This is a genomic window from Microcoleus sp. FACHB-SPT15 (assembly GCF_014849525.1).
GTDB classification, from domain to species: domain Bacteria; phylum Cyanobacteriota; class Cyanobacteriia; order Cyanobacteriales; family Coleofasciculaceae; genus Symplocastrum; species Symplocastrum torsivum.
Genome location: NZ_JACJNU010000072.1, coordinates 11856 through 37153, shown reverse-complemented (window position 1 = coordinate 37153; position 25298 = coordinate 11856). Strand labels below are relative to the sequence as shown.

Below are 25298 nucleotides of genomic sequence, written 5' to 3'. Positions count from 1 at the left end.
GTGCTGAGTTTAGTCAGCTCAGGATTTTTTCTGAGGTAAGGTACACATGCCATGAATCCCGATTGAGAAGATAACTGCACCAAGAAGTACTCCCACTCCCTCGGCAAAGCAGTTAATTCTGTGAATATCCTGTACTGTTTGGGTAATTAACACATCTTTCTGAGTTGAGGATGGCGATTCAATCACTTGACGGTAGCGTTGATAAGCAGCATCCAGTGCTGCCCACTCAGGGAGCAGGTAGTATCCACTTAGGGCAGACGCTCCCAAACCAGGCAGCACAACAAAAAGTAAGAGGATAATCTGTCGGAGGTTCATGGGATACAGCCTTCTTGACAAGAGGTAATCAGTAGAGTATTGCTGTTACCTCTTGCCTTCAACCTACCGACGCCAAGAAACTTGAGGCAGGATTTGATTTTTATCGGCGCGGTTCTGATACTTACTAGCAAAGTTGAGTAAGGAATCGAGCAAGGAATCTGAGAGGTAGTGAGGCTGCAAGCCAAGATCCAAGAGATTTGTGTTTTTCGCGTAGAAGTAGTGTTCTTCTTTCTCAACTCTTGGGTTATCAATGTGATCGATGGCAACATCGAGTCCCATAGTCGTAGCTGCGTTTTTCACCATTACTGCCAAGTCACCAATGCTGAAGAGTTCGGTGAATTGGTTGAAGACGCGGAATTGTCCGGGATCGGCGGGATTTGCGATCGCTAATTCCACACAGCGCACGGTATCCCGAATATCCAAAAATCCGCGAGTCTGACCACCTTTACCATAAACTGTCAGCGGATGACCAACTGCCGCTTGAATACAGAAGCGGTTGAGGGCTGTGCCAAAAATTCCGTCATAGTCTAAGCGGTTAATCAACAGCTCATCCATGCCAGTTTCTTCGGTCAGAACTCCATACACAACCCCTTGATTTAGGTCTGTAGCGCGTAACCCCCAAATCTTGCAAGCAAAGTGGATGTTGTGGCTGTCGTGAACTTTACTGAGGTGGTAGAAACTACCGGGTTGCTTGGGATAGGGTAGGGTATCCTTCCGTCCATTGTGTTCAATGGTGATATAGCCCTCTTCAATGTCAATATTTGGCGTCCCGTACTCACCCATCGTTCCCAACTTCACCAAATGGCAATCGGGGAAATCTTGACGCATCACATACAGTAAGTTCAGCGTCCCCACAACATTGTTCACTTGGGTCAGGACGGCGTGTTCCCGGTCAATCATCGAAAAAGGAGCTGAACGCTGCTCACCAAAGTGAACGATTGCTTCTGGCTCAAATTGGCGCATCGCCTTACTAAGAAACTCGTAGTTGGTGATATCACCAACTAGCAAGTCAATAGATTTTCCCGTTAGATCCCGCCAACGTTGTAGCCGTTGCTGGATCGGGGCAATCGGTGTGAGGGTTTGAACACCGAGTTCCAAATCCCAGTGACGGCGCACCAGGCTATCAATGATGCCGACTTCATAACCTTTGTTGGAAAGATAAAGCGCGGTTGCCCAACCGCAATAACCATCACCACCAATAACCAGGACTTTCATACTTGCTCTATAAATCTTGCTTACCGATACTCGGTCAATTTATCAGGTTTGGGTACCCTCTAGACCATGTAATGTAATGCGAATTACACGCCCTATGTAATCCACGCTACTTTTACGAAATAGCGTAAACCACAATAACTATTAGCATCAATACCTAAGTTATGGCTTCCTCCTTAAGATAGGAGGAAGTAATTTGTCTAAAAGCAATGCGAGAACAGGTGAAGTTCTGGCGAGAGCCACAGTTTGGCAATCTGGAGTTATTGCACGCCAGATACATTACTCATGCCTTTAGCCGACATACACATGACACTTATGCGATCGCAGTGATTGAGCAGGGGGCAGAAGAATTCGCCTATCGGGGAGAAACTCACGTTACCCCCGCAGGGGATATTGCAATTATTAACCCTGGAGAAGTCCATACAGGACACGCGGCTGATGAGACAGGTTGGACATACCGCGTGTTGTACCCCGATCCCAGCATTCTTGTACAAGCCGCTTGTGAAGCCTCTGGTCGAAAACAGGAAATTCCTTACTTTCCAACACCTGTAATTCAAGATCAACAAGTCGCTCAACTGCTTTTGAGACTGCACAAAGCTTTGGAAGGTTGGAACTCGAAACTAGAGCAAGACTGCCGCCTTTTGTGGACACTGGCACAACTGATTACAAGACACGCTGACTCAGGTTGTCCTTTACAGTCTGTCGGCAAGGAATCTCAGGCAGTTAAGCAAGTCCGAGATTATTTAGACGCTCAATATACAGAGAATGTCTCACTAGAACACCTCGCAACCGTCGCTAATCTCAGCCCTTTTTATCTACTTCGCACGTTCCATAAGCAAGTGGGTTTGCCACCTCACGGGTATCTCAATCAAGTGCGTCTGGTTCGTGCTAAAAGCTTGTTAGCCCAAGGGTGTCAGATTGCTCAAGTGGCTCACCAAACAGGTTTTGCTGACCAAAGTCATCTTACAAGGCACTTCAAACGGATGGTAGGAGTTACGCCAGGGCAATACCAGATGAAATGATCTGCCTTTGTTAGCCAAGTGACGGAACCATCATGATGTGCTATGGCATTCTAGAATAGAGCATTAGTCTTTGAAAGCGCCCATCAGCCCCTGCCTCCTGAACGGCTCAGGAGTCACAACTGCCGTGAACTCTTTTCAATTGCTTGCTAACTTTGGCTTGTTGGCGTCTACCTTATCTTAAATCGATTATGACTGATTCGATTCGCTTCCTCATGTGTGCTCCTGACCACTACGACGTGGATTATGTGATTAATCCCTGGATGGAGGGGAATATTCACAAGTCCTCACGCGATCGCGCCGTTGAACAGTGGCAAAAGCTTCATTACATCCTCAAAGACCGTACACTCGTTGATTTAGTTGAACCTCAACCCGGTTGGCCGGATATGGTATTTACTGCCAATGCCGGGTTGGTCTTGGGTAAAACGGTTGTACTCAGCCGCTTCTTCCATAAAGAACGTCAGGGTGAAGAGCCATACTTCAAGCAGTGGTTTGAGTCACAAGGCTACACGGTGCATGAACTGCCCAAAGACCTACCCTTTGAAGGTGCAGGTGATGCTCTGCTCGATCGCGAAGGACGCTGGCTGTGGGCAGGCTATGGCTTCCGCTCAGAACTTGATTCCCACCCTTACCTAGCAAAATGGCTGGACATTGAAGTGGTATCGCTGCGGCTAATGGATGAGCGGTTCTATCACCTAGATACCTGCTTCTGTCCCCTTGCAGGTGGCTATTTACTTTACTATCCACCCGCTTTTGATGCCTACTCCAACCGTTTAATTGAGATGCGGGTGCCACCAGAGAAGCGGATTGCGATTGAAGAAGCGGATGCGGCAAATTTTGCCTGCAATGCGGTCAATATTGACCAAGTTGTAGTGATGAATAAAGCCAGCGATAACCTCAAAAAACGCATGGCGGCAGTTGGCTTTGAAGTGGTTGAGACACCACTAACGGAATTCTTGAAGGCGGGTGGTGCGGCTAAGTGCCTGACGCTACGAGTCACTGAGCCAGTACGCACCGAAGTCCATGCCAATGTATCAGTAGAAAGTCGCATCGTGCGGATGGATGGACATCTACTCGACTCTGGCATCATTAGCCGTGCTCTAGACACAATTGTCGAAGGTGGGGGCAGCTTCCAGATTCTCAACTTCAACCTGGGAGAACAGCGGCAAAGTACCTCAAGCGCTGAGGTAAAGGTGTCGGCACCTTCCCACGAGGTCATGGAAGAGATGATGACTCAGCTCATCGATCTGGGTGCTGTCGCTCCTCCGCAAGAAGTCTGTGATATCAATCTGGAGCCTGTAGAGCAAAACGGTGTGGCTCCGGATGACTTTTATGTCACGACAATCTACCCAACTGAGGTACGAATTCAGGGCGAGTGGGTAAAAGTGCTTCAGCAGCGCATGGATGGCGCGATCGCCGTTATCTTTACTCCTGAAGGCCCAATTGCTCGTTGCAAGCTGCTGCGGGATTTGGAAGTTGGGGAACAGGTTGTTGTTGGTGTTGATGGTATCCGCACGGTGCGGAAGACTGAATCGAGAGAGCAACGCAATACTCAAGAATTTAGCTTCATGGGTGCTGGTGTCTCTAGTGAGCGTCGGGTGGAATTGGTTGTCGAGCAAATTGCCTGGGAACTGCGCCAACTTCGCGATCGCGGCGGTAAAGTTGTCGTAACAGCAGGCCCTGTGGTGATTCACACAGGCGGGAGTCAGCATTTAGCGCGTCTGATTCGGGAAGGTTATGTGCAGGCGCTACTAGGAGGAAATGCGATCGCGGTTCACGACATTGAGCAATCCTTAATGGGAACCTCTCTTGGTGTGGATATGAAACGCGGTGTCCCGGTTCGGGGTGGACATCGACACCACTTGAAGGTAATTAACCTGATTCGTCGCTATGGCAATATTGCTGCTGCCGTAGAGCAGGGTGTCCTCACCAAGGGTGTGATGTATGAGTGCGTCCGTAACAACGTGCCATTTTCTCTCGCTGGTTCAATCCGCGATGATGGCCCCCTGCCAGATACTCAGATGGATTTGATCAAAGCGCAAACTGAGTATGCCAATCTGCTGGAAGGGACAGACATGATTTTGATGTTGTCCTCAATGCTCCATTCCATTGGGGTTGGCAATATGACCCCAGCAGGGGTGAAGATGGTTTGTGTGGATATCAACCCAGCCGTGGTGACAAAATTGAGCGATCGCGGTTCAGTCGAATCGACTGGTGTTGTTACCGATGTTGGTTTGTTCCTCAGCCTCTTGGTGCAACAGTTAGATAAGTTGACCAGTCCTTACCTCAAGGCTGTCTAGTCTCAATACACTCACAAAGAACAAATCGTTTTTAGGCAAAGGGGAAAGGTAAAAATAAGAACCTTTCCCCTTTCCTTTTAACCTTTTCCCCATCGGTTCCTCTAGTCCAACATGCGATCGCTTACGCACTTTGGGCTAACTTGCTGCTACTAAGTTCTTCACACTGACTAGCCGTTTCCTCCTGGCTAGATACCAAAACCCAGCCAGCTTGTCTTAATTTCTGATAGGTTGCCCAACCCTTAGAACCTCTTGGTATTTGATAGTCTGGGGCAGCATACTGAGGAAATGCTGTGTAGGGACGCCAAGCTTCATGAGGGGAAGTCCGCAAATGCAAAATTTTTTGCTCATTGCCTCCAAAACTCGCTAACCAGCACATTTGTCGTGGCATGGGAAACTCCTTTATTCAGTTCAGGTTTGTTGGTTCCGGTTGCTTAACAAAGGGTTGGAAACTGAGATTTTGTATCTTTTAGTACTTCTAACCCTTCAATTGTCACGCTTGATTTTTTCTGTACTTCAAGGCTTTATCTATTAGTTCCGGATAGTTTTACCAGTTAATTGGCTGGAAACTCTGAAAGTAGCTTTCTTTTATATTGGCAAAGTCTTACGAGCAATTACAGTACCCTTAAGAGGTATTCTTGACTTGTTCTCCTTGAATCTGGAAAACAATCTATTATTAAAATCAATTAATTTTCGTATTATTAGCTACTATTTAATTCTTAAGAAAATCGTTAAAAAAAGTTACCTGATGGGGATTACAAAAAGCGTACTAGCCTTAACAAATAAAGTATTTAGCTGTCTCAAAGCTCTCATAAAAGCATTGACTCCGATGATTGGTTTATAAAGTTTAGTGAATTACTATGTCTATACAGGCGCAATTGATTGCGCCCATACAGGATGAGAGAGCAAGGGCGAACAGGTAAAAAGCGACAACTTATATAGGTAGCGATCGCGCTGTACTTGCTCGATTGATGGTTTGAGTAAAAGCCTACTGTGAACTCTGTTGGTTGACTCGCTCAATTTGAGTCGAAAAGTAACTTTCTTGATACTGCAACGACTTAGCTAATTCCAAGCCTTGTTGAAACGCACTTAGGGCTTGAGCGTAGTTTTTCTGCTCTAGATAAATCTGACCCATTTGGTCATAGGCATTCATCAAGCCATAGTAGTTGTAGGACTGCTGCTCTACTTTGAGGAGAACATCGTAAACCTGCAAAGCAAAGTCCGGTTGGCTATGAGAACGATAAAGGTTTCCTAGCTTTAGCAGAGCATCACTGGCGTAGGCAAACTGCTGTGAGGAGAAAGCGAGAGTATAGGCTTCCTGGTAGTTTTGACTCGCTTCTTCAGGTTGATTCAGCGCTTCATAGTCAGCCGCGATCGCAATTTTTAGGGCTGGGATCTGGGTAAAGTCTTGTTCATTGAGGTACTTTTCTACCAGTTGTTGCTTCGTCCGCAAGGCATTTTCGGGTTGCTTCGATTTGTCGTAGATGTTGATTAGCTCTTTGAGGTAAACCAGTTGATTAACGCGATCGCCTTTTGCCTGTGCCGTCGCTAGCAATTCCTCATAAGCCGCCGCTGCCTTCGGGTAGTCAAACCAAGCCAAGTGCAATTGTGCGATCGTCTTTAGCGTTGTCTCAACTGCCGCCGGATCGTTCCTCTGACGCTCGGTTGCCAGAATTTGCTCGTACACCTTCAGCGCTTGTCCCGGCACTCGTATCTGCTCATAAGCTCTACCCAACGCCCTCAAAAGTGGCTCATCTAACGTTTTCTTCGTCTCTGCCTCTTTCTGAATCGTTTCCAGGCGTGCCGTAATTAGCTGCACCTCTGGTTTGGAATTTTGACTCCAGGCAATCTCCCCAACTCGACCTAAAGCTTGCACCTCTTCGAGTGGCCCACCTAGCACTCGCCGCAGACGAATTTCCCGATACCAGATTTTATAGGCTTCTATTGGATTCCCTGCGCTCAGTTGCGCCGCTGCCTGTTCGTTCAGTTGATCCAACGCCTCCCTGAGGTTTGCCTGTTCCAAGGCGGTTAAGGCACGTTCTAGAGGCGGATTGGGCAGCAGAGGGTCAGGAGTGGTAATTTCCAGAGGGTTGGGAGGCTCAGCCTCATTGGGTTTGGCGACAGCAACAGCACTGAAACACAGCAGGAACGTTGCTGTCCAGAATGCTGCCTTGCCCCATTTCAGAAGTTTAGGTTGTAAAAGATTAAATATCACCTTAGTCATACTACTCACAGTCGAATTGACGCTTAAATTAAACCCAGAGTTTCTGGTCACCCCTGTACGGAAATACTTTAAATTACGACGGTACCCACTCCTCAATCGGCTTCCTAACAACTCCTTATGAATCAGTTGGTAAACCTTAACAACTTCAGGGTACGCGCCTCTGGCAGGTTGTTTTCCCTACTATTGGTTTTGGTTACGATACTCCTAAGTTTTCTAACAACGGCTTGTGATCCCTCTGAAGCGATTACGGCCGAACAGCGAACATTTCTTAATCTTTCCCTCGACTTCTTAGGGGAGTACCAGCTACCCAAGCAGAAGTTTAAGGATACACCTGTTGGCGGGTTGTCGGCATTGACCTATGATCGACAACGCGATCGCTTTTATGCCCTCTCTGATGACCGTTCTCAATTTGCCCCAGCCCGGTTTTACACCCTAAAGCTCACTCTCGATCCTCTCTTAACTGAGAAGATGAGCTTAGAAAAAGTAGAAGTTGAAGACGTTACCTTCCTCACCGATAAGAACGGCGAACCGTTTGCTAAGGGCAGCCTTGACCCCGAAGGCATTGCTCTTTCTCCCAAAGGGACTGTCTTCATCTCCAGTGAAGGCTCTCCCAACCAGGGAATTGCTCCGTTCATCGAAGAATTTGATTTAAAAACAGGACAGCAGAAACAAAGTTTACGAATTCCAGAACGCTATCTCCCCAATGATCCGACGAAGGAAGACCAACCTCCTCGTGGCATTCGGGAAAACTTAGGGTTTGAGTCCTTGACCCTTGAACTAGGAAGCTTAGCCGCTGCTGGTGGCGACCCCTACCGCCTGTTTACCGCAACTGAGTCTGCCCTCTTCCAAGACAACTTGCCACCCACTTCGATAGAGCAAACTCGAATTCGTTTGATGCACTATCTGATTGGAGGTTTTGCGCCACCGACGCTGGTTACTGAACATGTTTACCTACTTGACCCTCTACCGGATGGTGCTACGGGCAACGGTCTGACTGATTTAGCCACAGTGGATACTGGCGGTCACTTTCTCAGCCTTGAGCGCAGCTATGGTTTGTTGTCGGGTGCAGGGGCAAAGATTTTTCAGCTAGCAGTAAGTGCGGCAACAGATACCTCAGGTATTCCTACGCTCAAGGGTGACTTATCCAGAATTAATATTGTGCAGAAAAAGTTGCTGTTGGACTTGAGTAAACTGGGTATTTACCTGGATAACTTGGAGGGAATGGCTCTTGGGCCGCGTCTGCCTGATGGCACACAGAGTTTAGTTTTAGTGAGTGATGACAACTTTAACGATATCCAGATCACTCAGTTTCTTTTATTCCGACTCAATCGCGTGCGGTAAGGGTTGGATTTCAGCGAGGAGAGGGAGTGGCAAGAAAATCATCTGGAAAAGGTTCTCGCGCTTCAAGCCAAGCGACGGGGATTCCTCGTTGACGGGCGGATAGTGCGACAATACCACAGGCGATCGCACAAGTTGTGTCCATGTCACCCAAACCACTCACTGTTGTTCAAAACGCTTCCTCGTAGTCTTTCAGATAGTGTACGGCACACCATAAGGCAAATGGCACCGTATCTTGAGCAGAAACTTTATAGCCTGAACCAAGTTGTCTCGCTACCTTCATAGCAGGCACGGTGATGGGGATTTCTACAGCTTGCTGAATACCATTACGAGTTTCACTTTCAGGCACATTCTCGATGACCTGTTGGAGAAATTGTACAGGCTGCATAGACTCACCTTCACCAACCCGAAACGCTAACGCCGCCGCAATAGCAACGGCAACCGCCCCAGCAATTCCTTCCGGATGGGTATGTGTTGGTTGCGCTGAGAGAATTGCATTTTCCCGAACTGCTTCCAAGTCGTCAGCAAAATAAGCACCTAGTGGTGCTACCCTCATCGCAGCACCATTGCCATATGAACCCGTACCTCCAAACATCTGCGAAGCTTCAGTTCGCCAGTTTGCTCCTGATTGAAGACTAGTCAATAGCCGATACGCCCCTGCACCGTAGCCTCGCCAAGAGGTAAAGCGTCGGGCAAACCCTTGTGCCAGTTCATCCGGATCGATTCGCCCATAGCGCCAAAGCGTTTCCACGATAGAGAGAGACATCTCCGTATCGTCTGTGTAGCGCTACACTCCTGGGGGAACCTCACGTTGCTTGATTCGGTTAACAAGTTCTGAACCAGCCCCAAAAAACGTTTCTCCAAGTGCGTCTGCGACTGAAAGCCCAGTCAAAGACAACTGCATCCGTTCCAGAGAATTCATAGTTTCAATACTTCCTCATTCTCCCTTCGGTTGGGATCAGCTTGAGTTTTACAATTGATGGATATCTGATGACAATTTTTAATTAGTTAATGACTCATTCTACTGATATCGCAACCTTAGCCCGCTGGATGGCGGCTGACTTTAGCAACCAAGAGCAAGCATTTGAGAATCCACCGATATTTGCTCATATCCGTGTCTGTATGCGCCCTCTGCCTCAGTCATTCCTCGATGGCACCAGTTTTTTTGTCGAACAAGCCTATGACTATATGCTGAATGATCCCTATAGGCTACGGGTGTTGAAGTTAATTAACGCGGGTTCACATATTGAAATTGAAAACTATACGGTCAAGGATGAAAAACCCTTCTATGGTGCTTCCCGTAACCTCGAACGGCTGCAAGCGTTGAAGGTTGAGCAACTGGAGAAACTTCCTGGCTGTAACATGGTTGTGGAATGGACAGGGCATAGCTTCAAAGGTCATGTAGAACCGGGGAAAGCTTGTATTGTCGTTCGTAAAGGTCAGACAACCTACCTCGACAGTAGCTTTGAGATTGACCAGGATAAATTTATCAGTCTTGACCGAGGGCGTGACCCAGAAACGGACGAGCATATCTGGGGTTCAGTCGGTGGCCCATTTCACTTTGTCCGTTGGGCAAGTTTTGCTGAGGAAGTGAAGGTTTAACGAATTAGCTGCCTAATCATGAATTAGCCCTGCTGATCAAGCTATGCATTAATCGCATCTTTCTTAACAAAAGATGGAAAGCAGAGCTGACAAGGGATGCATCGTGCAGGTCTGAGGGGAAGAACCGATGAAACCGGAGATGGAGGTGAACGGAATCAGTGAGGTAGTCCAGAGCCAGTAATCTAACAGTTAATCACTTGAGGATGAGTCATACCGGAGCAACGATGAGTAGTTGGGCAGCGACAGAACTTCAAACCACTGACCTGGGAGATGTACGCCGCAACCGACGACTAGTTCACCTGGTCGAAGATTTGGCGGCGCGACCCGAAAGCAGTGTACCTCAAGCTAGTCGAGATGCAGCATCCACACAAGCTGCTTATGACTTTTGGCAATCGCCTCATGTCAAGCCACAAGATATCCTAGCTGGACACCGAGACAGCACAGTAGAACGAGTCAAGCAACAATCAATCGTGTTGGCAATTCAAGACACAACAGAGTTTAATTTCACTGACCACCCCAAGACTCAGGGCTTGGGCTACCTGGACAATGCCAACTCACGGGGACTGAAGATGCACTCAGTACTGTGCGTCAGTACACAGCAGGTGCCACTAGGAGTAATACATCAAGAAGTTTGGGTGAGAGACCTAGCCCAGTTGGGTAAGAAACATCAGCGCCACAAGCGACCCATCCAAGACAAGGAGAGTCAGCGCTGGTTAACGGCGCTACTGGCAACAGAGCAAGCCATTGAGCAAAGCGTCAGGGTGGTCACTGTGGCTGACCAAGAAGCCGACATCTATGAGTTGTTTGCTCTACCCCGACGCACCAACTCAGAATTGTTAATTCGTGCTTATCACAACCGCTCGGTCAAATCCTTTGCCGACTTTGCACAATTGCGTTCGTTGGATTGCTCAACTTGGCGGCTTCTTAGGGCGCAAGCGTGATGGAGACCCTGGGGTCAAGACCCTTTGGCGAGGTTTGCGACGTTTGCATGACATTGCTGTCACTTGGCAACTCTCTCATCCTTCTCTTCCTGTTGTCAACTCCCCAACTGTTAAGAAAGATGCGATTAATGCATAGCTTAATAAGGGGGGAACAATAGCTTAAAGCGTTGCCTCTTGTGGAATGAGTTGCTTAATGGTGTCTACTAACTGTTGAGGGCGGCAAAGCTTGGAAATATAAGCATCAGCACCTTGCTTGTTACCCCAATAAAAATCACATTCTTCTGTTTTGTTGGAATACATCAGCACAGCAGGCTTGTAAGTTGTTGCCTCAGCTTTGAGTTGACGGCAGACTTCATAACCATTCATCCTGGGCATAACGATGTCTAGGACAACAAGTACTGGGTTATGAGTCTGAACTAGTTCTAGTGCTTCGATGCCATCACCAGCAAAAATCACATTTAGCCCCATTTTCTGAAGGATCTTAGAGATTATTAGCCGTTGTGTATGATCATCTTCGACGACTAGAACTGTACCCATGAATATCTCCTGTTACACTCACCTCTTAAATATTTCCCGCTAGAGAGGGATTTTCAGCAAAAGGGATGTGAAGAAATACATGAAGAAGTATGAAGATTATGCGATCGCATTCTAAAACCGCCTCCCCACGGAGAAACTTAAACCAAGCATAAGCAATGCCTAACCTTGACCAAAGAAAATCTTATGTAGTGGCTAGACATCTTTAAATACCTCAAACACCAATGAACCTCACTGCTTTTAGCGCTGAGGTTTCTTTTTATAGACGGAAGGTTAAGACGCGATCGCTTTTTATCTAAGTTGTTACTGCAAGTGCGATCGCTTCTGTAAAAATGCTACTGAGAGTGAGGGCGATCACAACGTTCTGCTGCAAGCGCGATCATCCCTTGTAAATGTTTTTCCGGTGTCCTGCTTTGATAATGACAATGATGAGCTGATCTGCTTCTACTCGATAGATTACTCGGTAATCTCCCACACGCAAACGCAATCGTCCTTCGCTATTCTTCAAAGCTTTTACACCAGGCGGATAAGAATTTGTTTTAAGTTCGTTCGTCAATCTTAGTAGCAATTCGCTGCTGTACTTCCACTGGCAGTTTAGCGAGTTCTTTTAGGGCTGTACGCAGAAATTCAATCCGGTAATCTTCTTCTGACACCTTATAGCCCTAGCTCTTGTTTTACCTGTTCCCAAGGAATCCGCTCTTGATTTTCAGGATTGGCTTCTGCTTCAAGTGCATCCTGCCAATCTAGATAATCTTCTATGTCTTCCGGCTTAACAATTTCAAGAAGTCCGCAACCAATCTGCTCAAAAAGCTCAGATACTGATAAGTTAAGTTTTTTCGCGGCTGTTTCTACTCCAGCCCATGCTTCTTGGGTAAGAGTAACTTCGTAGCGTGTCTTAGTTAAATCGGTTGGGTTCACGCCTTTTGCCTAATTTGTTGATTGGCATTACAGAAGAGCGTACTCTCAGGAGCCTCATTTTCAATTTTAGAGATGGGGAGAGCGATCGCTTTTTTATCTAAGTTGTTACTGCAAGTGCGATCGCTTCTGCAAAAATACTGCTAGAGATGTGTGTACACGGTCGAGTGGATGAGTGGTTCGGTACAATATCAAACTTTTAGCCCAACTGCTCTAATAGCATTCCGCCACTGCTCAACAGCCTCTTGCAACCTCGGTGACAACCAACTGTCATAGTGAGGATAAATAGGTAAACGCGGCACCAGTTCCCATCCCTCTGGCTCTAAAATTTCTCTAAGCTGCCGTGCATCAGGATGCGGATAATCAGGATTCACTTCATCTTTCGGCCCAATTCCTCCTAAATCCCTGGCACCAGCATCCAAACAAGCAAGTAACCAATTAGAATCTGGAACTAAATTAGGCGGAATTTGGATAGCGATATCCGACGGCAGAATCTGACGCGCTTTGGCAATCACCTCTGGCAATTGATGAGGGTTAAAGGCGGGAGCATCCCAAGTTTGCTCACTTCCTGGACTATGGGGTTGTAAGATGACTTCTTGGATATGACCATAACGAGCATGAAGCTGCGCGATCGCATTTAGTGTTTCCCACCAATCTTCTTGAGTCTCCCCAATCCCTAGCAGTAACCCAGTTGTAAACGGAATCTGCAATTCTCCCGCCCATTCCAGTTGTTGTAGACGCACCTCTGGTACTTTACTGGGAGCATGACGGTGAACGGTTTGTAGCAAATGGGGTGTTAGCTGTTCTAACATTAACCCCATTGAAACATTCACGGATTTGAGCGATCGCATTTCCTCAAAACTCAAAGGGCCTGCATTGGTATGGGGCAAAAACCCCATAGACAGCGCTAGTTCAGCAATATCATAAATCCGCCCAAACCATTCCTGCCGACGTGATGAGTGGGGATGCACCTCACCACTGAGAATAAGGATTTCGCAAACACCCTGAGATTGAAGCGGCATTAGCTTGCTTTCGGCAGCTTCTAACGACAACCAAGAGCTTTTGCCAGGATCGACACGAAAATTACAGTAGGTACAACGATTAAAACACTCGTAAGTTGGTACGAGTGTGTAAGCAGGGCTGTAGGTAACGGTTCGGGAATCAAAACGTTGCATGAGAAACGGGAATCACAGGCTCTATTCAAGAGTGTGACCGATCTGGCAAAGTCTTGCTGCTAATAAGAATCCTTATTCTTCCGCCCAGAGGTAGGCTTCTTGCTTAGCGTGAATATTCTTGATATGCTTCTTCACTGTGTTGAGCGTAATGTACAACCGATCCGCAATCTCTTTGTAGGAGTGGTTGGCTCGGCGTAGTAACCAGACTTCTGCCTCGCGAGCAGTCAAACCATACTTTTTGGCATCAGTAATCGCGACATTTTGAGTAGACTGTTGCCTATCTTCTATTGTTATTAACAGGTAAGGGTGAGCGCTTTCCTCTAACACTAACCACCTCGCTCGGATGCGAAATGCACCTAAATTATCGGCATCAATTTCTGACTCGATAATCAACTTTTGATCGTAAAATAGATCTTTGCTCTCAAGCAAACACTCGTAAACCCGCCAAACTTCCTCAATCAACGGGCTAGTTTGTGATGCACCCTGTAGTAGTTGATCGAAAATTCGACGCGCACAGTCATTAGCATGAACTAACTCTCCTTGATTGCTCAAAATCAAAACTCCATCAACAAAGCCTTCCATAACGGCTTGTAGTAAAGATGGTTGTTTGGAATGCTCAAAATGTGAGTTTTTGAGCTGTTTTTCCAAGCCGCTTACTCTCTCGAAGCATTCAATGTGAGTGTTCAGTTGATGAGCGAGAACGACCATGTTGAATCTCCTTCAGGCTAGTCAACTGAGAAGTCAAGTTCTTACAAGTCTTATCAGTTGAGGGTTAAAGTCATTCTTACGTTTGAGTTTGTGTAGCTACAATGAGCAAACTGTAAATTTCCAAAACTGCCTGAATTCTGTTTTGTTAGGTCGAGGAAAGGTGAAAGGCTCTGAAGTAGGGTGAAGTTTTTCTACATTTTTTCGATTTGCTAAGTAATTACGAAATCATAGTATTTCAGGGTGTTTATCTAGATTACTCAGCCGTGTAAGTAAAGCGCTACTTTGTTTTACTTAGGCAAATAGTAGCCGTCGTGACAGATTAGTACCTAGTTATCTGTAGTTAAAGGTGCTTATGCACTTAACTTCTTGCATAAAAAGCAAGGCAAAGGGTGATAGATACTATGGCTAGGCGGCAAAGCTGACTTTTAGAAAGGCTTTAATTCGTTAAACAACCCGTAGGATATGAATCCAGAATTTGTCGATGAGTGGTTCCCTATCGAGCAACAGCGCAACTATATTTCAATGCTCATTGGACGAGTGGGTTTGACTCGCCGTCGAGCTGAATGTTTTGTGCGATTGTGGATCTATTTACTACTTAAGCAACAGCAAGAGTTAGGTAATCGTTTAAAACAACCCTTAAACCAATTACAAATACCAGAAGGATTTGTTGCTTGCACCCATCGGGAAGCCGCAGAACTATTCTATGCTCACAAAGACCGAGGAAGCGATCGCGCGGCTGGCATGATGATCGATAAACTGCTAGCTCTGGGATTAATTGAAAAACAATTTGATGGCAATACAGTATGTATTCAAATTCGGTCTTTGCCAAATCTTAAGGTATCTCCCAAGGCAAAAGAGTCAGTACAACTCAAGGTTGATGACTTCAATCCCCGAACCGATGCCGTTCCAGTTGCAGATTTTCTCGCTCGGAACTACAACTGGATGAACAAAAATACGACAGCGGTTCCGCATAAAATTTCTAAGCTACTGCGTACTTGGGCAGGCAAATATTCTACTGGAATGCGAGTGTTGCGTCGCTGTGACAACTCTCGTCCTGTGGGATTCTACCTTCTTTACCCCACCTCAACGGAGTCTGAGAAAAACTTCTTTCTTCCCCCAAGCAAAAGCCTCCATTTGAGTTCTGTATCGGATATCGACCCTCTGGAAATGGCGATTCCTGGCGATCCTGATTGCACCTCACTATTGGTGCGTAGCTGGATGATCGATACTCCTTACAAGAACCAGGAGAATGTGTGCCTCTTTGTGGAGGATGTACAGAAAACCATTGTGCGGATGCAAGCCGATTTTCCAAATCTCTGGGATTTCTATGCCATGAGCATCCATCCTACATATGAAGAACTATGTATGGCTCTGGGATTTCAAAAAATTGGTGGCGATCCTAAATTATCGGTTTACTGGGTATACACCGCAGTAGACCAATTTTTGGCGCTAGATGTTAAAGAAGCGATCGCAACCCTTCATTTTGATAGCCATTGCCCAGTACTTGAGGCAAGTTAGACCGACTCTTGCCATTGCTTTTCTTCAGTACCTGTCTTTCCTCCGTGTTGGAGTATGAGCCTTTAGCTACGTCCTCCACCACGTTTTTTAATCAGCTCCGGTCAGAAACCTCTCTGGCAAAGGGATTTAGCTTAGAAAAGATAGATAACTTAATAAATATGAAAGCAATTTTGAGAATGTGCTTTACAAAAATCAATAAAAGCCTTAATGTAATTACAGACAGACAAAAAACGTCTGCCTAACCTAAAAAACAAATCAAGCAATAATAAACAAAATGACAACCACATTACAGCGCGAACGCAGCGCCTCCGTGTGGGAACGGTTCTGCAACTGGGTAACCAGCACCGACAACCGCCTATATGTAGGCTGGTTCGGCGTGTTGATGATTCCTACACTGCTAGCCGCTACCACTTGCTTCATCATCGCCTTCATCGCGGCTCCCCCCGTAGACATCGATGGTATCCGTGAGCCTGTTGCGGGTTCCTTACTCTATGGAAACAACATCATCTCCGGTGCAGTTGTTCCCTCTTCTAATGCGATCGGCTTGCACTTCTACCCAATCTGGGAAGCCGCTAGCTTAGACGAGTGGCTCTACAACGGTGGTCCTTACCAGCTCGTAATCTTCCACTTCCTCATCGGCGTATTCTGCTACATGGGACGTGAGTGGGAACTTTCCTACCGCTTAGGAATGCGTCCTTGGATTGCCGTAGCCTACAGTGCACCTGTTGCTGCTGCTACCGCAGTATTCCTCATCTACCCAATCGGACAAGGTTCCTTCTCTGATGGAATGCCTCTGGGTATCAGTGGAACATTCAACTTTATGTTCGTGTTCCAGGCGGAGCACAACATCCTGATGCACCCGTTCCACCAGTTAGGTGTAGCAGGAGTATTCGGTGGTTCCTTGTTCAGTGCAATGCACGGTTCCTTGGTAACCTCATCACTGGTACGTGAGACAACTGAAACCGAATCACAGAACTACGGTTACAAGTTCGGACAAGAAGAAGAGACTTACAACATCGTTGCAGCTCACGGCTACTTCGGTCGCTTAATCTTCCAATACGCTTCGTTCAACAACAGCCGCAGCTTGCACTTCTTCCTTGCGGCTTGGCCTGTCATCGGTATCTGGTTCACCGCTCTAGGTATCAGCACGATGGCGTTCAACCTGAACGGATTCAACTTCAACCAGTCAGTTATCGACTCACAAGGTCGTGTGATTGGAACCTGGGCAGACGTACTCAACCGCGCCAACCTGGGTATGGAAGTGATGCACGAGCGTAATGCTCACAACTTCCCTCTCGACTTGGCTGCTGGTGAAGCGACTCCTGTTGCTCTGACAGCTCCAGTTATCAATGGCTAATTCTTAAGCATCTAGCTTATTAAGAAGCGCCTCCTTAGGGAGGTGCTTTTTTATTTTTGGAGTTCTTGGCACAAGCCCCTTGCAATTCTTTCCTTTCTGCCATCTGCCTCTTGCCCTCTACCTTCTTCAACGCGAAGTTGCCCCAGGTTCTCGTTTGCTAGAACGCCCTGCCTTGGAGAATGGCATTATATAGAAGATACACAGACACGGAGAAATGACTACGGTTTACACAAGACCCTTAGCACGTTTAATTGAGCAACTGCAACGTCTGCCTGGAGTAGGCCCTAAGACTGCTCAACGCCTAGCACTGCACATCCTCAAGCGTTCAGAAGCAGAAGTACAGGCACTCGCTCAAGCCTTGGTTGAGGCGAAAAAGCAAGTGGGTTTGTGTCAGGTATGCTTTCACCTCTCTGCTGAACCTGTCTGCGAAATCTGCCGTAACTCTAACCGGGACAATAACACTATCTGTGTGGTAGCAGATTCCCGTGATGTGATTGCCCTAGAAAAAACGCGAGAGTATCGCGGCAAATATCATGTCCTGGGTGGTGTGATTTCGCCAATGGAGGGAATTGGTCCTGATCAGCTACACATCCACCAGTTGGTGCAACGAATCAGCCGGAGAGACAAAGAGATTCAAGAAGTAATTTTGGCAATTAGTCCTAGTGTGGAAGGTGAGACTACAACACTGTATGTCGGGCAACTGCTAAAACCATTTACACGAGTAACCCGGATTGCTTTTGGGTTACCAATGGGTGGAGATTTAGAGTATGCCGATGAAGTGACCTTAGCACGAGCTTTAGAAGGACGACGGGAACTAGATTAGAGATTGAGGATTAGGGATTGGGAAGATTTCAGCATATATTGCTTCAGGTCTACCCAATCTCTAAGTCTCTAAGGCAAGAGCTATTTTAGTTTTTGTTTGATGAACGTTACTAGCTGAGTTAGCTGTTTCTTCAAACCATCAATTTCCGTCTGCATCTTGGCAATTTTTACATTCAGCGCTTCAATCTCTGCTGCTGATACAGAAGCCGCAGGCGAGTCAGCCGTGGGTGAACTTACTGCCGCTGCAGGTGCTGGGGCAACTGGGCGGGGTTTTTTCGCCTTGCCCATCGCTTCTTTGATTGCATCAACTAGCTGCTTCTTCTCAAATGGCTTTTCAACAAAGGCAAAATACTCAAAAGGCTCTATGATTTTCTCTGCTACTTCTTCCTTACGACCTGACATCAGTACTAAAGGGATTGTTTGCAGGTCACTATGAGTTTGAATTTCCTGAAATACGTCCCAACCACTCATCTTGGGTAAGAGGAAATCTAACATAATTAAATTTGGGCGTTCCTGGCGGATTAGATTAAGCCCTTCAATACCATCTTTCGCTTCCAGAACTTCAAAGTTACCCGGAGGTAACATTTCTCTAACCCGCATCCGGATGACTTTACTATCATCAATTACCAGGATTTTATGACTTGCCACGACTGACTCCTTTAGAGAGGTAATTTAAAGAAAAACTACAGTTTTTTGAAGCGACTGCCGCTGACTCTAGATGAGGAATTCAACCCTGAGTCAAAAATTTAGTTACTGTTAACGCTGCCAACTCATATTTAATGGTGTAGCGTCAGTGTGTCTAGGTCTGATCTACAAGTCACTCTATACCCAATCGACATAAACCAGTACCACCCACGTAAGACGGAATTACTTCTGTCCATGTGTGATACGGCTACTGACATTACATCCTCAACTCTTGCCCTTCTGAGCTTAAGCCCAAGAGCAAACGGTGCGCCTGACTCTAGATTAATCTGGTCTGATGGATCAGAGCAAAAAACTGGGTAAAACAAGAGCGGGAGTTGAGTGCTTTAACATTCTTATCGTAGAGGTTATCACCATAGATGGATTTGTCTACAAAAATCGACCAGTCTGTGACTACTCCACCCACTCAGAAGTTATGGCAACCGCCAGTTGAACCACTTCCTACTTGGTTACGACGTCCAATTGGCAAAGCCAGCGAAATCTCAGCCGTGCAGCGCATTATTAAACAACGGCAAATCCACACGATTTGCGAAGAAGGGCGTTGTCCGAACCGAGGCGAGTGCTATGCCCAGAAGACAGCGACATTTTTACTAATGGGACAAACTTGCACCCGGTCTTGTGCCTTTTGTCAAGTAGACAAGGGTCATTCGCCCATGCCCCTTGACCCTGAGGAACCGCAAAAAGTGGCTGACTCGGTACATCTGTTGGGCTTGCGTTATGTTGTGCTGACCTCGGTGGCACGAGATGATTTACCTGATCAGGGCGCAGGTTGGTTTGTCGCAACGATGGAGGCAATTCGTAAGCTGAATCCAGAAACAGAAATAGAGGTGCTGACGGCGGATTTTTGGGGCGGTAGAGGTGAAGGAGAAGAAACACTTGCCGACCTACAACACCAACGGGTAGCAACAGTTGTGAAGGCTCGTCCAGCGTGTTATAACCACAATGTTGAGACGGTGCGACGGCTACAGAGACGAGTGCGGCGGGGAGCAAAATATGAGCGATCGCTTGATGTCCTGCGCTTTGTCAAACGGCTTGACTCCACTATCCCCATCAAGTCAGGCTTGATGCTAGGGCATGGTGAAACCCAGTCTGAAGTGATTGAGGCAATGGTTGATTTACGCAACGCCGGATGCGATCGCATCACACTCGGTCAATATATGCGCCCCTCCTTACAACACCTACCCGTCCAAAAATATTGGACTCCAGAGGAATTCGACGAGTTGGGTGCGATCGCACGAGAGTTGGGTTTTGCCCATGTCCGTTCAGGTCCTCTCGTTCGCAGTTCCTACCACGCCGGGGAGAGAGTCTAGAGAGAGTATCGGCAAATATTTCCGACTTAAAGCGGATTGGAGATTAGCCAATAATCCCTCTAAAGAACTTTATCAAGCCCATGCTTTTTTCGGTATTTATTAAGAAACTCGTAGAATTAGCGTCTTTAAAATGCCGACTGAAACCACAAGAGAAACTAGAGAAACACAAGAAATAAAAGAACAAAGAGAAAATAAAAAAGGTTCCGCTGTTCTCACTCCCGATGAAACGCCTTCGTTCCCGGTGGGCTTAACCCTTGGAGCCGTCTTCCTACTGGTTAACCTATTGGTTGCTGCAATTTATTTCCACGTTATCAACCCCTAAACTGCTGATTCAGCAATCAATAAACTGGGGAGATGATTGGGAAGAGTAGGTCTTTAAGGCTCTCCCTACTTCATCCGGCGATGAAACTTCAACCTCTCTCAACCCTATGGATTGTCTACTAGGCAAGTAAAAGGTGCAAGAATCTTCACAATAAGTCATACCTACAGGTATGGCTCTTTGGTACGGTTTAACTTTACTATTTTTTAAGAAAGTCTCTTTATAAGGAGCGAATCCTATGACGGCTCAAACCAAGAAATATAACGCCCCAGTTGCAAAAACAGGTGCTAAGCCCCCATATCCATTCCGCCTATTCTGGGCACTAGTCCTTTTGTTAGGCAACTTTGTAGTGGCAGCCTTCTATTTTCATATCATTGAATAGTTCCAGCCACTTGGTCTAAATAAAGCTTGCGCTGCTCAATCGTGCCCTGGAGCAAGCCGAGGGTACGGGTGAGCAGCTTCAGGAACTTGCCTTAAAGCTACACTTGCCTAGAGAAGACGCTTAATGTCGCTTAGGGTGTAAAGCTATACCATTCCTGCTAAGCTTCACTTAGACGAAGGTTTGTTATTGAGCTTTAACGTTGAGAGCATATTCACGAAATCGCTCTAAATCAGCTTGGATGGTTGACTCAACAACACGACCCAAAAACAGGTTATCCATCAACTGACCCAGAAAGCCAGGGATCGCATAAGACACAGTCATTTTGACAATACTGCTGCCATGCCGATCGTAGAAGCGGATAGCACCACGATTCGGTAAGCCATCTACTGATTCCCACTGAATAATTTGCTGTGGCACCAACTTGAGAATGCGGGAAAGCCAAGTGAACTCCAAGCCACCCGTTGCAAGTTTCCAACGGGATAACTCAGGATTGTCTTCAAGCACCTTCACCGAGTCAATCCACTTCATCCAACGGGGCATTTGCTCTAAATCTGACCAGAGGCTCCACACGGTTTCAATGGGAACATCTACTTCGACCTGTACACTGTGTTCTAGCCAATTGGACATGGGAATTGGGAGTTGGGAATTGGGAATTGATATTAGTCATTAGTCGTTGGTTTTTCCGCGCTAAGGACTAACGACTAACGACTGGGAACACTGATAAACTCAACCTGCTGTTACGGGGGTTCGCTCTACAAATTCTTGAGCCTTCTCTAGAATTGCTTTAGCCGCCTGACGCCCCGACAAAGTTGCTCCTTCCATACTATCGATGTAGTCTTGCTGGGTGTAGCTTCCGGCAAGGAAGAAGTTGCTAATAGGTGTCTTTTGCTCAGGACGATAGGCGTCCATGCCAGGGGCTTCCCGGTAGAGAGACTGGGCAAGCTTGACAACACTGTACCAGGTCATGTTCAACTCTCGTGAAGAGGGAAAGAGTTCATGGACTTGCTTGAGGACGTGTTGCGCGATCGCTTCATTATTCTGCCGGATAAACGGATCGCCTGGAGTGAGGACTAATTGTAACAGTGAGCCTTGTCCCTCACGGTAGTAATCACTAGGACTTGTTAACGCTAAGTCAGCAAAGCACGAGAAGTCAGCATCAGGAGTGTAAAGTAAATTATCCAGTCCTGCCGCTTCTACTAGCTGCTTACGCTTCTGGGCATCATGGAGTTCAGTCACCCAGCCATCAAACCGTAACTGCACGGTTGCGACTGGCACTGCATCTAGCTTGTAGATATTGTCAAACTCCGACCACTTGCGCCATTCTTCTGGTAACAGGCGTTGCACACCAGGGATATCACCAGCGCAGACGTAAGCATCAGCCGTGATGGTTTCCTCAGTCTCGCCGTTAGCAATCACCAATCCACTGACTTTTGTTTGTTCTCCCGCCTCAGTATAAAGAATTTCCCGAACTCGCCGTCTGGTGTAGATTTTTGCGCCTCGCGCCTCTAGGTACTCAATAATCGGCTTATGAAGATACTCATAGGGGGAACCTTCCAGCATTCGCAAGACCGAGGCTTCTGAGCGCACGGCAAAAAACTGGAAAATTGTAAGCATACAACGGGCGGAAATATTCTCCGTGTCGATGAAGCCAAGGGCGTATGCGATCGGGTTCCACATCCGCTTCAAACTGCCATCATTACCACCATGACGGCGAAACCAATCAGCAAAGCTGATTTTATCCAAGTCACGAATTGTTCTCATCGCCCCGTCAAAGTCCACTAAACCGCGAACAATGGGACTGGTGCCCAGAGCAAGAGAATTTTGTAGTTTATCCTGTAGCGATAGCTGGGAGGTTGTGAAAAAGGCTTTCAGCCCATTGAACGGCGCACCTGTAAAAAAACGAAAATCCAGTTCACCGATGCGTCCCCCTTTATTGATGAACGTGTGGGTATGCTCCTTCAGGCGCAAGTTATCCAACGCCCCTACCTTCTTCATCAAGTCAAACAGCTGGTAGTAGCAGCCAAAAAAGACGTGCAAGCCCATCTCAAGATGGTTGCCATCAGCATCTACCCAGCTACCAACCTTCCCTCCAACAAAGGGACGAGATTCAAAGATTTCTACCTCATGTCCGGCATCGACTAAGTCAACTGCTGTCGCCATCCCAGCTAGTCCTGCCCCAACAATTGCAACGCGCATTCAGCCTTTCCCTCTCACTTTCTTTACAGATTTTAATAGAATTGCGCCTTGGGATGCAGCAAACGTTTGCTTAATCTTTGTTGTTTTCTACCAAATCCTGTTCTCAAGCTGATAGGCGTTGCACTAGTTCCTTTTCAGAAGGGTTGAATATTAGTGTTAATACTAAAAATAAGATTCCGGCATTGGCTTTTCTTCAACTCGGTAAACTTTGAAGCCGCGTTTGATGTAGTTATTGAGGGCATAAGGCCCATCTAAATTACTGGTATGTACCCACAAGCGTTGAGTACCTTTATTCCAGGCGTAGGCGATACCATGACTGAGTAAATGCTTGCCTAAGCCGCGACCAATGTAGCTGGGACGTAGACCAAAGTAGTCAATCTTTGTTGAATCAAAACGACCACCTGCGCCTTCTCGACGCTGCGCTAGTTCTATGTATCCAGCCGGGACACCATTGACATATAGAACATGAACGCTTGTTCCTGGTGCTTTTAGCAATGCCTCAATTTCTTCATCCGAATGGGAGAGTCGATCGCGCCAACCCCACGGCTTACCCACAGAAGTGTATAAGAATCGATAAAAAGCGACATCTGGCGTATCCATGCACATGACTTTGATTCCATCATGGTAGTAGAGATACGCAGGACAAAACTCTGAACCATCCGTCATCTGGAGATAGGTCGTCACCAGAGTATCTGATACAGTGCCTAGAGGGGACACTTTAGAAGACACCGGAGGCTGAACGTTTTTGATACGTTCCTCCGCCTTTTCGACCGAGCCAATGATCACCATCTACAATTAACTCTCCACGCAGAAACACCTTTTCAACTTTGCCGATCACACAGCGCCCCTCGTACAAACTGTAATCCACGTTTGAGTGATGGGTACTCACGCTTATCGTATGTGGTTTATCGGGATCAAATAACACTAAATCGGCATCTGAACCAATAGCGATCGCACCCTTACGAGGAAACAGTCCAAACATCTTGGCGGGCGCTGTGGAAGTAAGCTGGACAAAACGATTGAGTGAGATTTTCCCGCCTTTAACGCCACCATCGAAGAGTAAGGGAAGGCGCAATTCTACCCCCGGTGCGCCGTTAGGAATTTTCTCAAAGTTACCCTGCCCTAACTGCTTGGAGCGATTTAAACCATAGAGGTTTTCATTAAAACAGAAGGGACAGTGGTCAGTGGAAACAATTTGCAAGTCATCAAACTTAAGTCCTCGCCACAAAGCGTGTTGACACTGATGGTCACGCAAAGGTGGTGTCATTACATATTTTGCCGCTTCAAATCCTGGTCGTTCGTACTCGTCGCTAGTGAGAAACAGGTAGTGGGGGCAAGTTTCAGCAAAAGCGGGTAAACCGCGATCGCGTGCTTCCACAACACTCTCTAATGCCTCTTTTGCTGAGAGGTGAACGAGATAAACTGGGACTTCTGCAAGTTCCGCCAGACGAATTGCTCTGTGGCTTGCCTCCGCTTCCATAATCGCAGGTCGTGTTAGGGCATGATACTTCGGGGAAGTGTTGCCCTGTGCCAAGGCTTCTTCAATCAAAACTTGAATAACACCACCATTTTCCGCGTGTATGTTGACCATCCCACCATGGTGTCCAACCACCCGCATCGTTTTGAAGATGTCAGCATCACTCATCATCAAAACGCCAGGGTAAGCCATGAACATTTTGAAACTGGAGACACCTTCGGTATCAATTAAGTCTGGTAGTTCCGTCAGTACCTCTGGTCTAACGTCAGTCAGAATGATATGGAAGCCATAATTAACACTAGCTTGCGGTTCTGCTACAGCTAGCCGTTGTTCCAGGGTTAGCTTGGCACTTTCACCTTGTTTTTGCAGAGCAAAGTCAATGATTGTTGTTGTCCCACCAAACGCCGCTGAACGAGTACCGGACTCAAAGGTGTCGCAGGTTTCAGCGTCACCAAGAGGAAACTCCATGTGGGTATGGACATCAACGCCACCCGGCATCACAAGTAAACCAGTTGCATCATAACGCTCAGCAGATGGCGCTTCTATTACTCGCCCAATTGTCTCGATTTTGCCGTTGCGGATCAAAATATCTGCAACGTAATCATCGACTGCTGTAACAATCCGTCCTCCGCTAATTAATACATCGTCCATGAATTGATTGCTCCCCTGGTCTAGTCGTTTGTCTAGTCTGAGAATAGGTTAGCGGTAAGACAGTAGAGGTTAGAGGTTGTAAATTGTCATCAGGTTTGTTGTAGACCTTAGAGTACAGTGCTACCCTTCTCCTAGTCCTTTAGAGAAGGCTTCGCCAACGGAGAGCGCTTCCGCGAACGGAAACCACTGCCGGGAACGCACCTGAAAACCGGGAAGCATAAACTGCGTGTCGGCATCTAGTGTTTGACACCCAGCGGGTGTTTACTTCACATTCCTTTACAAAC

Annotated in this window: 29 protein-coding genes and 1 pseudogene; 12 read left to right on the top strand and 18 right to left on the bottom strand. The window is 46.9% G+C overall.

From position 1 onward, the window contains the following. Positions 1–18: 18 nt before the first annotated feature. Both H6F98_RS32230 and H6F98_RS32225 read right to left on the bottom strand, forming a co-directional pair. Positions 19–315, bottom strand: a complete 297-nt coding sequence (locus tag H6F98_RS32230) for a hypothetical protein (RefSeq protein WP_192222825.1) — start codon at positions 313–315, stop codon at positions 19–21. A gap of 63 nt (positions 316–378) precedes the next feature. After that, positions 379–1530, bottom strand: coding sequence for an NAD-dependent epimerase/dehydratase family protein (locus H6F98_RS32225; RefSeq protein ID WP_192222824.1), 1152 nt, complete (start codon positions 1528–1530; stop codon positions 379–381). Between the two features lie 206 nt (positions 1531–1736). Here H6F98_RS32225 and H6F98_RS32220 point away from each other — a divergent pair, with 206 nt between their 5' ends. Both H6F98_RS32220 and H6F98_RS32215 read left to right on the top strand, forming a co-directional pair. Further along, positions 1737–2549 (top strand): AraC family transcriptional regulator, encoded by an 813-nt coding sequence (locus H6F98_RS32220; protein WP_192222823.1) that lies wholly within the window; start codon positions 1737–1739, stop codon positions 2547–2549. A 188-nt stretch (positions 2550–2737) separates the two neighbouring features. Next, on the top strand, positions 2738–4846 hold the full coding sequence (locus H6F98_RS32215; RefSeq protein WP_192222822.1) for a TIGR00300 family protein: 2109 nt from the start codon (positions 2738–2740) through the stop codon (positions 4844–4846). A 121-nt stretch (positions 4847–4967) separates the two neighbouring features. On the opposite strand, the gene H6F98_RS32210 is transcribed toward H6F98_RS32215, so the two are convergent. Together H6F98_RS32210 and H6F98_RS32205 are read right to left on the bottom strand one after the other, a co-directional pair. Further along, positions 4968–5234 (bottom strand): hypothetical protein, encoded by a 267-nt coding sequence (locus H6F98_RS32210; RefSeq protein ID WP_192222821.1) that lies wholly within the window; start codon positions 5232–5234, stop codon positions 4968–4970. Positions 5235–5831: 597 nt separating this feature from the next. Further along, positions 5832–7067: a tetratricopeptide repeat protein gene (locus tag H6F98_RS32205; protein WP_192222820.1), complete on the bottom strand. Its 1236-nt coding sequence runs from the start codon at positions 7065–7067 to the stop codon at positions 5832–5834. A gap of 117 nt (positions 7068–7184) precedes the next feature. Between H6F98_RS32205 and H6F98_RS32200 the strand changes: the two genes are divergently transcribed. Continuing rightward, complete coding sequence (locus H6F98_RS32200; RefSeq protein ID WP_192222819.1) at positions 7185–8408, top strand: esterase-like activity of phytase family protein; 1224 nt, start codon at positions 7185–7187, stop codon at positions 8406–8408. A 10-nt stretch (positions 8409–8418) separates the two neighbouring features. Here the strand turns inward: H6F98_RS32200 and H6F98_RS34320 are convergent, their stop codons facing one another. From H6F98_RS34320 to H6F98_RS34315, 3 genes and pseudogenes are all read right to left on the bottom strand, one after another. Continuing rightward, complete coding sequence (locus H6F98_RS34320) at positions 8419–8550, bottom strand: hypothetical protein (protein WP_277927639.1); 132 nt, start codon at positions 8548–8550, stop codon at positions 8419–8421. A gap of 24 nt (positions 8551–8574) precedes the next feature. Then, positions 8575–9177 (bottom strand): annotated as a pseudogene (locus tag H6F98_RS32195) (ADP-ribosylglycohydrolase family protein); the annotation flags it as partial. Positions 9178–9192: 15 nt separating this feature from the next. Then, entirely contained in the window at positions 9193–9327 is a 135-nt protein-coding gene (locus tag H6F98_RS34315; RefSeq protein WP_277927638.1) for a hypothetical protein, read from the bottom strand. A gap of 89 nt (positions 9328–9416) precedes the next feature. Here H6F98_RS34315 and H6F98_RS32190 point away from each other — a divergent pair, with 89 nt between their 5' ends. From H6F98_RS32190 to H6F98_RS34750, 3 genes are all read left to right on the top strand, one after another. Next, complete coding sequence (locus H6F98_RS32190; RefSeq protein WP_192222818.1) at positions 9417–10007, top strand: chromophore lyase CpcT/CpeT; 591 nt, start codon at positions 9417–9419, stop codon at positions 10005–10007. A gap of 203 nt (positions 10008–10210) precedes the next feature. After that, a complete protein-coding gene (locus H6F98_RS32185; protein ID WP_242058796.1) occupies positions 10211–10948 on the top strand; it encodes an IS4 family transposase in 738 nt (245 codons plus the stop codon). Then, entirely contained in the window at positions 10851–11084 is a 234-nt protein-coding gene (locus tag H6F98_RS34750) for an IS4 family transposase (RefSeq protein WP_396814319.1), read from the top strand. The genes H6F98_RS32185 and H6F98_RS34750 overlap by 98 nt, the downstream gene beginning before the upstream one ends. Positions 11085–11107: 23 nt before the next feature. Here the strand turns inward: H6F98_RS34750 and H6F98_RS32180 are convergent, their stop codons facing one another. The 6 genes from H6F98_RS32180 to H6F98_RS32160 all read right to left on the bottom strand — a co-directional run bounded on the left by H6F98_RS32180 (position 11108) and on the right by H6F98_RS32160 (position 14280). Then, positions 11108–11485, bottom strand: a complete 378-nt coding sequence (locus H6F98_RS32180) for a PleD family two-component system response regulator (RefSeq protein ID WP_192222817.1) — start codon at positions 11483–11485, stop codon at positions 11108–11110. 376 nt (positions 11486–11861) lie between these two features. Further along, positions 11862–12038: a type II toxin-antitoxin system RelE/ParE family toxin gene (locus tag H6F98_RS33030; RefSeq protein WP_199349151.1), complete on the bottom strand. Its 177-nt coding sequence runs from the start codon at positions 12036–12038 to the stop codon at positions 11862–11864. After that, positions 12022–12135, bottom strand: coding sequence for a type II toxin-antitoxin system RelE/ParE family toxin (locus H6F98_RS34745; protein ID WP_396814314.1), 114 nt, complete (start codon positions 12133–12135; stop codon positions 12022–12024). The genes H6F98_RS33030 and H6F98_RS34745 overlap by 17 nt, the downstream gene beginning before the upstream one ends. Position 12136: 1 nt before the next feature. Further along, the gene (locus tag H6F98_RS32170) at positions 12137–12400 is read right to left on the bottom strand and encodes a hypothetical protein (protein WP_192222816.1); all 264 of its coding nucleotides are present in this window, start codon (positions 12398–12400) and stop codon (positions 12137–12139) included. Between the two features lie 188 nt (positions 12401–12588). Further along, a complete protein-coding gene (cofG, locus tag H6F98_RS32165) occupies positions 12589–13572 on the bottom strand; it encodes a 7,8-didemethyl-8-hydroxy-5-deazariboflavin synthase subunit CofG (protein WP_192222815.1) in 984 nt (327 codons plus the stop codon). Between the two features lie 72 nt (positions 13573–13644). Continuing rightward, positions 13645–14280: a helix-turn-helix transcriptional regulator gene (locus H6F98_RS32160; RefSeq protein WP_192222814.1), complete on the bottom strand. Its 636-nt coding sequence runs from the start codon at positions 14278–14280 to the stop codon at positions 13645–13647. 462 nt (positions 14281–14742) lie between these two features. Here H6F98_RS32160 and H6F98_RS32155 point away from each other — a divergent pair, with 462 nt between their 5' ends. From H6F98_RS32155 to recR, 3 genes are all read left to right on the top strand, one after another. Continuing rightward, entirely contained in the window at positions 14743–15798 is a 1056-nt protein-coding gene (locus H6F98_RS32155) for a hypothetical protein (RefSeq protein WP_192222813.1), read from the top strand. Positions 15799–16072: 274 nt separating this feature from the next. Then, on the top strand, positions 16073–17155 hold the full coding sequence (gene psbA / locus H6F98_RS32150) for a photosystem II q(b) protein (RefSeq protein WP_192221405.1): 1083 nt from the start codon (positions 16073–16075) through the stop codon (positions 17153–17155). A gap of 214 nt (positions 17156–17369) precedes the next feature. Beyond that, complete coding sequence (gene recR, locus H6F98_RS32145; protein ID WP_192222812.1) at positions 17370–17978, top strand: recombination mediator RecR; 609 nt, start codon at positions 17370–17372, stop codon at positions 17976–17978. Between the two features lie 80 nt (positions 17979–18058). Here recR and H6F98_RS32140 read toward each other — a convergent pair whose 3' ends face one another. Beyond that, positions 18059–18625 carry a response regulator gene (locus tag H6F98_RS32140; RefSeq protein ID WP_192222811.1) on the bottom strand — a complete coding sequence of 189 codons (567 nt, stop codon included), beginning with the start codon at positions 18623–18625 and terminating at the stop codon, positions 18059–18061. A 413-nt stretch (positions 18626–19038) separates the two neighbouring features. Here H6F98_RS32140 and lipA point away from each other — a divergent pair, with 413 nt between their 5' ends. The 3 genes from lipA to H6F98_RS32125 all read left to right on the top strand — a co-directional run bounded on the left by lipA (position 19039) and on the right by H6F98_RS32125 (position 20690). Continuing rightward, positions 19039–19989, top strand: coding sequence for a lipoyl synthase (lipA, locus tag H6F98_RS32135; RefSeq protein WP_192222810.1), 951 nt, complete (start codon positions 19039–19041; stop codon positions 19987–19989). Between the two features lie 130 nt (positions 19990–20119). Then, positions 20120–20311 carry a photosystem one PsaX gene (locus H6F98_RS32130; RefSeq protein WP_192222809.1) on the top strand — a complete coding sequence of 64 codons (192 nt, stop codon included), beginning with the start codon at positions 20120–20122 and terminating at the stop codon, positions 20309–20311. 235 nt (positions 20312–20546) lie between these two features. Beyond that, positions 20547–20690: a photosystem I protein PsaX gene (locus H6F98_RS32125; protein ID WP_192222808.1), complete on the top strand. Its 144-nt coding sequence runs from the start codon at positions 20547–20549 to the stop codon at positions 20688–20690. A gap of 183 nt (positions 20691–20873) precedes the next feature. Here the strand turns inward: H6F98_RS32125 and H6F98_RS32120 are convergent, their stop codons facing one another. The 4 genes from H6F98_RS32120 to hydA all read right to left on the bottom strand — a co-directional run bounded on the left by H6F98_RS32120 (position 20874) and on the right by hydA (position 25014). Further along, positions 20874–21317 carry an SRPBCC family protein gene (locus H6F98_RS32120; RefSeq protein ID WP_192222807.1) on the bottom strand — a complete coding sequence of 148 codons (444 nt, stop codon included), beginning with the start codon at positions 21315–21317 and terminating at the stop codon, positions 20874–20876. A 99-nt stretch (positions 21318–21416) separates the two neighbouring features. Next, the gene (gene zds, locus H6F98_RS32115) at positions 21417–22886 is read right to left on the bottom strand and encodes a 9,9'-di-cis-zeta-carotene desaturase (RefSeq protein WP_192222806.1); all 1470 of its coding nucleotides are present in this window, start codon (positions 22884–22886) and stop codon (positions 21417–21419) included. Between the two features lie 162 nt (positions 22887–23048). After that, positions 23049–23615 (bottom strand): GNAT family N-acetyltransferase, encoded by a 567-nt coding sequence (locus tag H6F98_RS32110; RefSeq protein ID WP_313929981.1) that lies wholly within the window; start codon positions 23613–23615, stop codon positions 23049–23051. Next, complete coding sequence (gene hydA, locus H6F98_RS32105) at positions 23605–25014, bottom strand: dihydropyrimidinase (RefSeq protein ID WP_192222804.1); 1410 nt, start codon at positions 25012–25014, stop codon at positions 23605–23607. Before hydA ends, H6F98_RS32110 begins: the two co-directional genes overlap by 11 nt. Positions 25015–25298 lie beyond the last annotated feature (284 nt).

Excerpts from the sequence above, each read along its gene's own strand:
- H6F98_RS32180 (WP_192222817.1), bottom strand. The coding sequence starts at position 11,485 with ATGGGTACAGTTCTAGTCGTCGAAGATGATCATACACAACGGCTAATA.
- H6F98_RS32160 (WP_192222814.1), bottom strand. The coding sequence starts at position 14,280 with ATGGTCGTTCTCGCTCATCAACTGAACACTCACATTGAATGCTTCGAG.
- H6F98_RS32185 (WP_242058796.1), top strand. The coding sequence starts at position 10,211 with ATGAGTCATACCGGAGCAACGATGAGTAGTTGGGCAGCGACAGAACTT.
- H6F98_RS32225 (WP_192222824.1), bottom strand. The coding sequence starts at position 1,530 with ATGAAAGTCCTGGTTATTGGTGGTGATGGTTATTGCGGTTGGGCAACC.
- H6F98_RS32130 (WP_192222809.1), top strand. The coding sequence starts at position 20,120 with ATGCCGACTGAAACCACAAGAGAAACTAGAGAAACACAAGAAATAAAA.
- H6F98_RS32200 (WP_192222819.1), top strand. The coding sequence starts at position 7,185 with ATGAATCAGTTGGTAAACCTTAACAACTTCAGGGTACGCGCCTCTGGC.
- H6F98_RS32125 (WP_192222808.1), top strand. The coding sequence starts at position 20,547 with ATGACGGCTCAAACCAAGAAATATAACGCCCCAGTTGCAAAAACAGGT.
- cofG (WP_192222815.1), bottom strand. The coding sequence starts at position 13,572 with ATGCAACGTTTTGATTCCCGAACCGTTACCTACAGCCCTGCTTACACA.
- H6F98_RS32220 (WP_192222823.1), top strand. The coding sequence starts at position 1,737 with ATGCGAGAACAGGTGAAGTTCTGGCGAGAGCCACAGTTTGGCAATCTG.
- H6F98_RS32190 (WP_192222818.1), top strand. The coding sequence starts at position 9,417 with ATGACTCATTCTACTGATATCGCAACCTTAGCCCGCTGGATGGCGGCT.
- recR (WP_192222812.1), top strand. The coding sequence starts at position 17,370 with ATGACTACGGTTTACACAAGACCCTTAGCACGTTTAATTGAGCAACTG.
- H6F98_RS32215 (WP_192222822.1), top strand. The coding sequence starts at position 2,738 with ATGACTGATTCGATTCGCTTCCTCATGTGTGCTCCTGACCACTACGAC.
- H6F98_RS32210 (WP_192222821.1), bottom strand. The coding sequence starts at position 5,234 with ATGCCACGACAAATGTGCTGGTTAGCGAGTTTTGGAGGCAATGAGCAA.
- H6F98_RS32120 (WP_192222807.1), bottom strand. The coding sequence starts at position 21,317 with ATGTCCAATTGGCTAGAACACAGTGTACAGGTCGAAGTAGATGTTCCC.
- H6F98_RS32230 (WP_192222825.1), bottom strand. The coding sequence starts at position 315 with ATGAACCTCCGACAGATTATCCTCTTACTTTTTGTTGTGCTGCCTGGT.
- H6F98_RS32155 (WP_192222813.1), top strand. The coding sequence starts at position 14,743 with ATGAATCCAGAATTTGTCGATGAGTGGTTCCCTATCGAGCAACAGCGC.
- psbA (WP_192221405.1), top strand. The coding sequence starts at position 16,073 with ATGACAACCACATTACAGCGCGAACGCAGCGCCTCCGTGTGGGAACGG.
- hydA (WP_192222804.1), bottom strand. The coding sequence starts at position 25,014 with ATGGACGATGTATTAATTAGCGGAGGACGGATTGTTACAGCAGTCGAT.
- H6F98_RS34320 (WP_277927639.1), bottom strand. The coding sequence starts at position 8,550 with ATGGACACAACTTGTGCGATCGCCTGTGGTATTGTCGCACTATCCGCC.
- H6F98_RS34315 (WP_277927638.1), bottom strand. The coding sequence starts at position 9,327 with ATGAATTCTCTGGAACGGATGCAGTTGTCTTTGACTGGGCTTTCAGTC.
- H6F98_RS32205 (WP_192222820.1), bottom strand. The coding sequence starts at position 7,067 with ATGACTAAGGTGATATTTAATCTTTTACAACCTAAACTTCTGAAATGG.
- lipA (WP_192222810.1), top strand. The coding sequence starts at position 19,039 with ATGGATTTGTCTACAAAAATCGACCAGTCTGTGACTACTCCACCCACT.
- zds (WP_192222806.1), bottom strand. The coding sequence starts at position 22,886 with ATGCGCGTTGCAATTGTTGGGGCAGGACTAGCTGGGATGGCGACAGCA.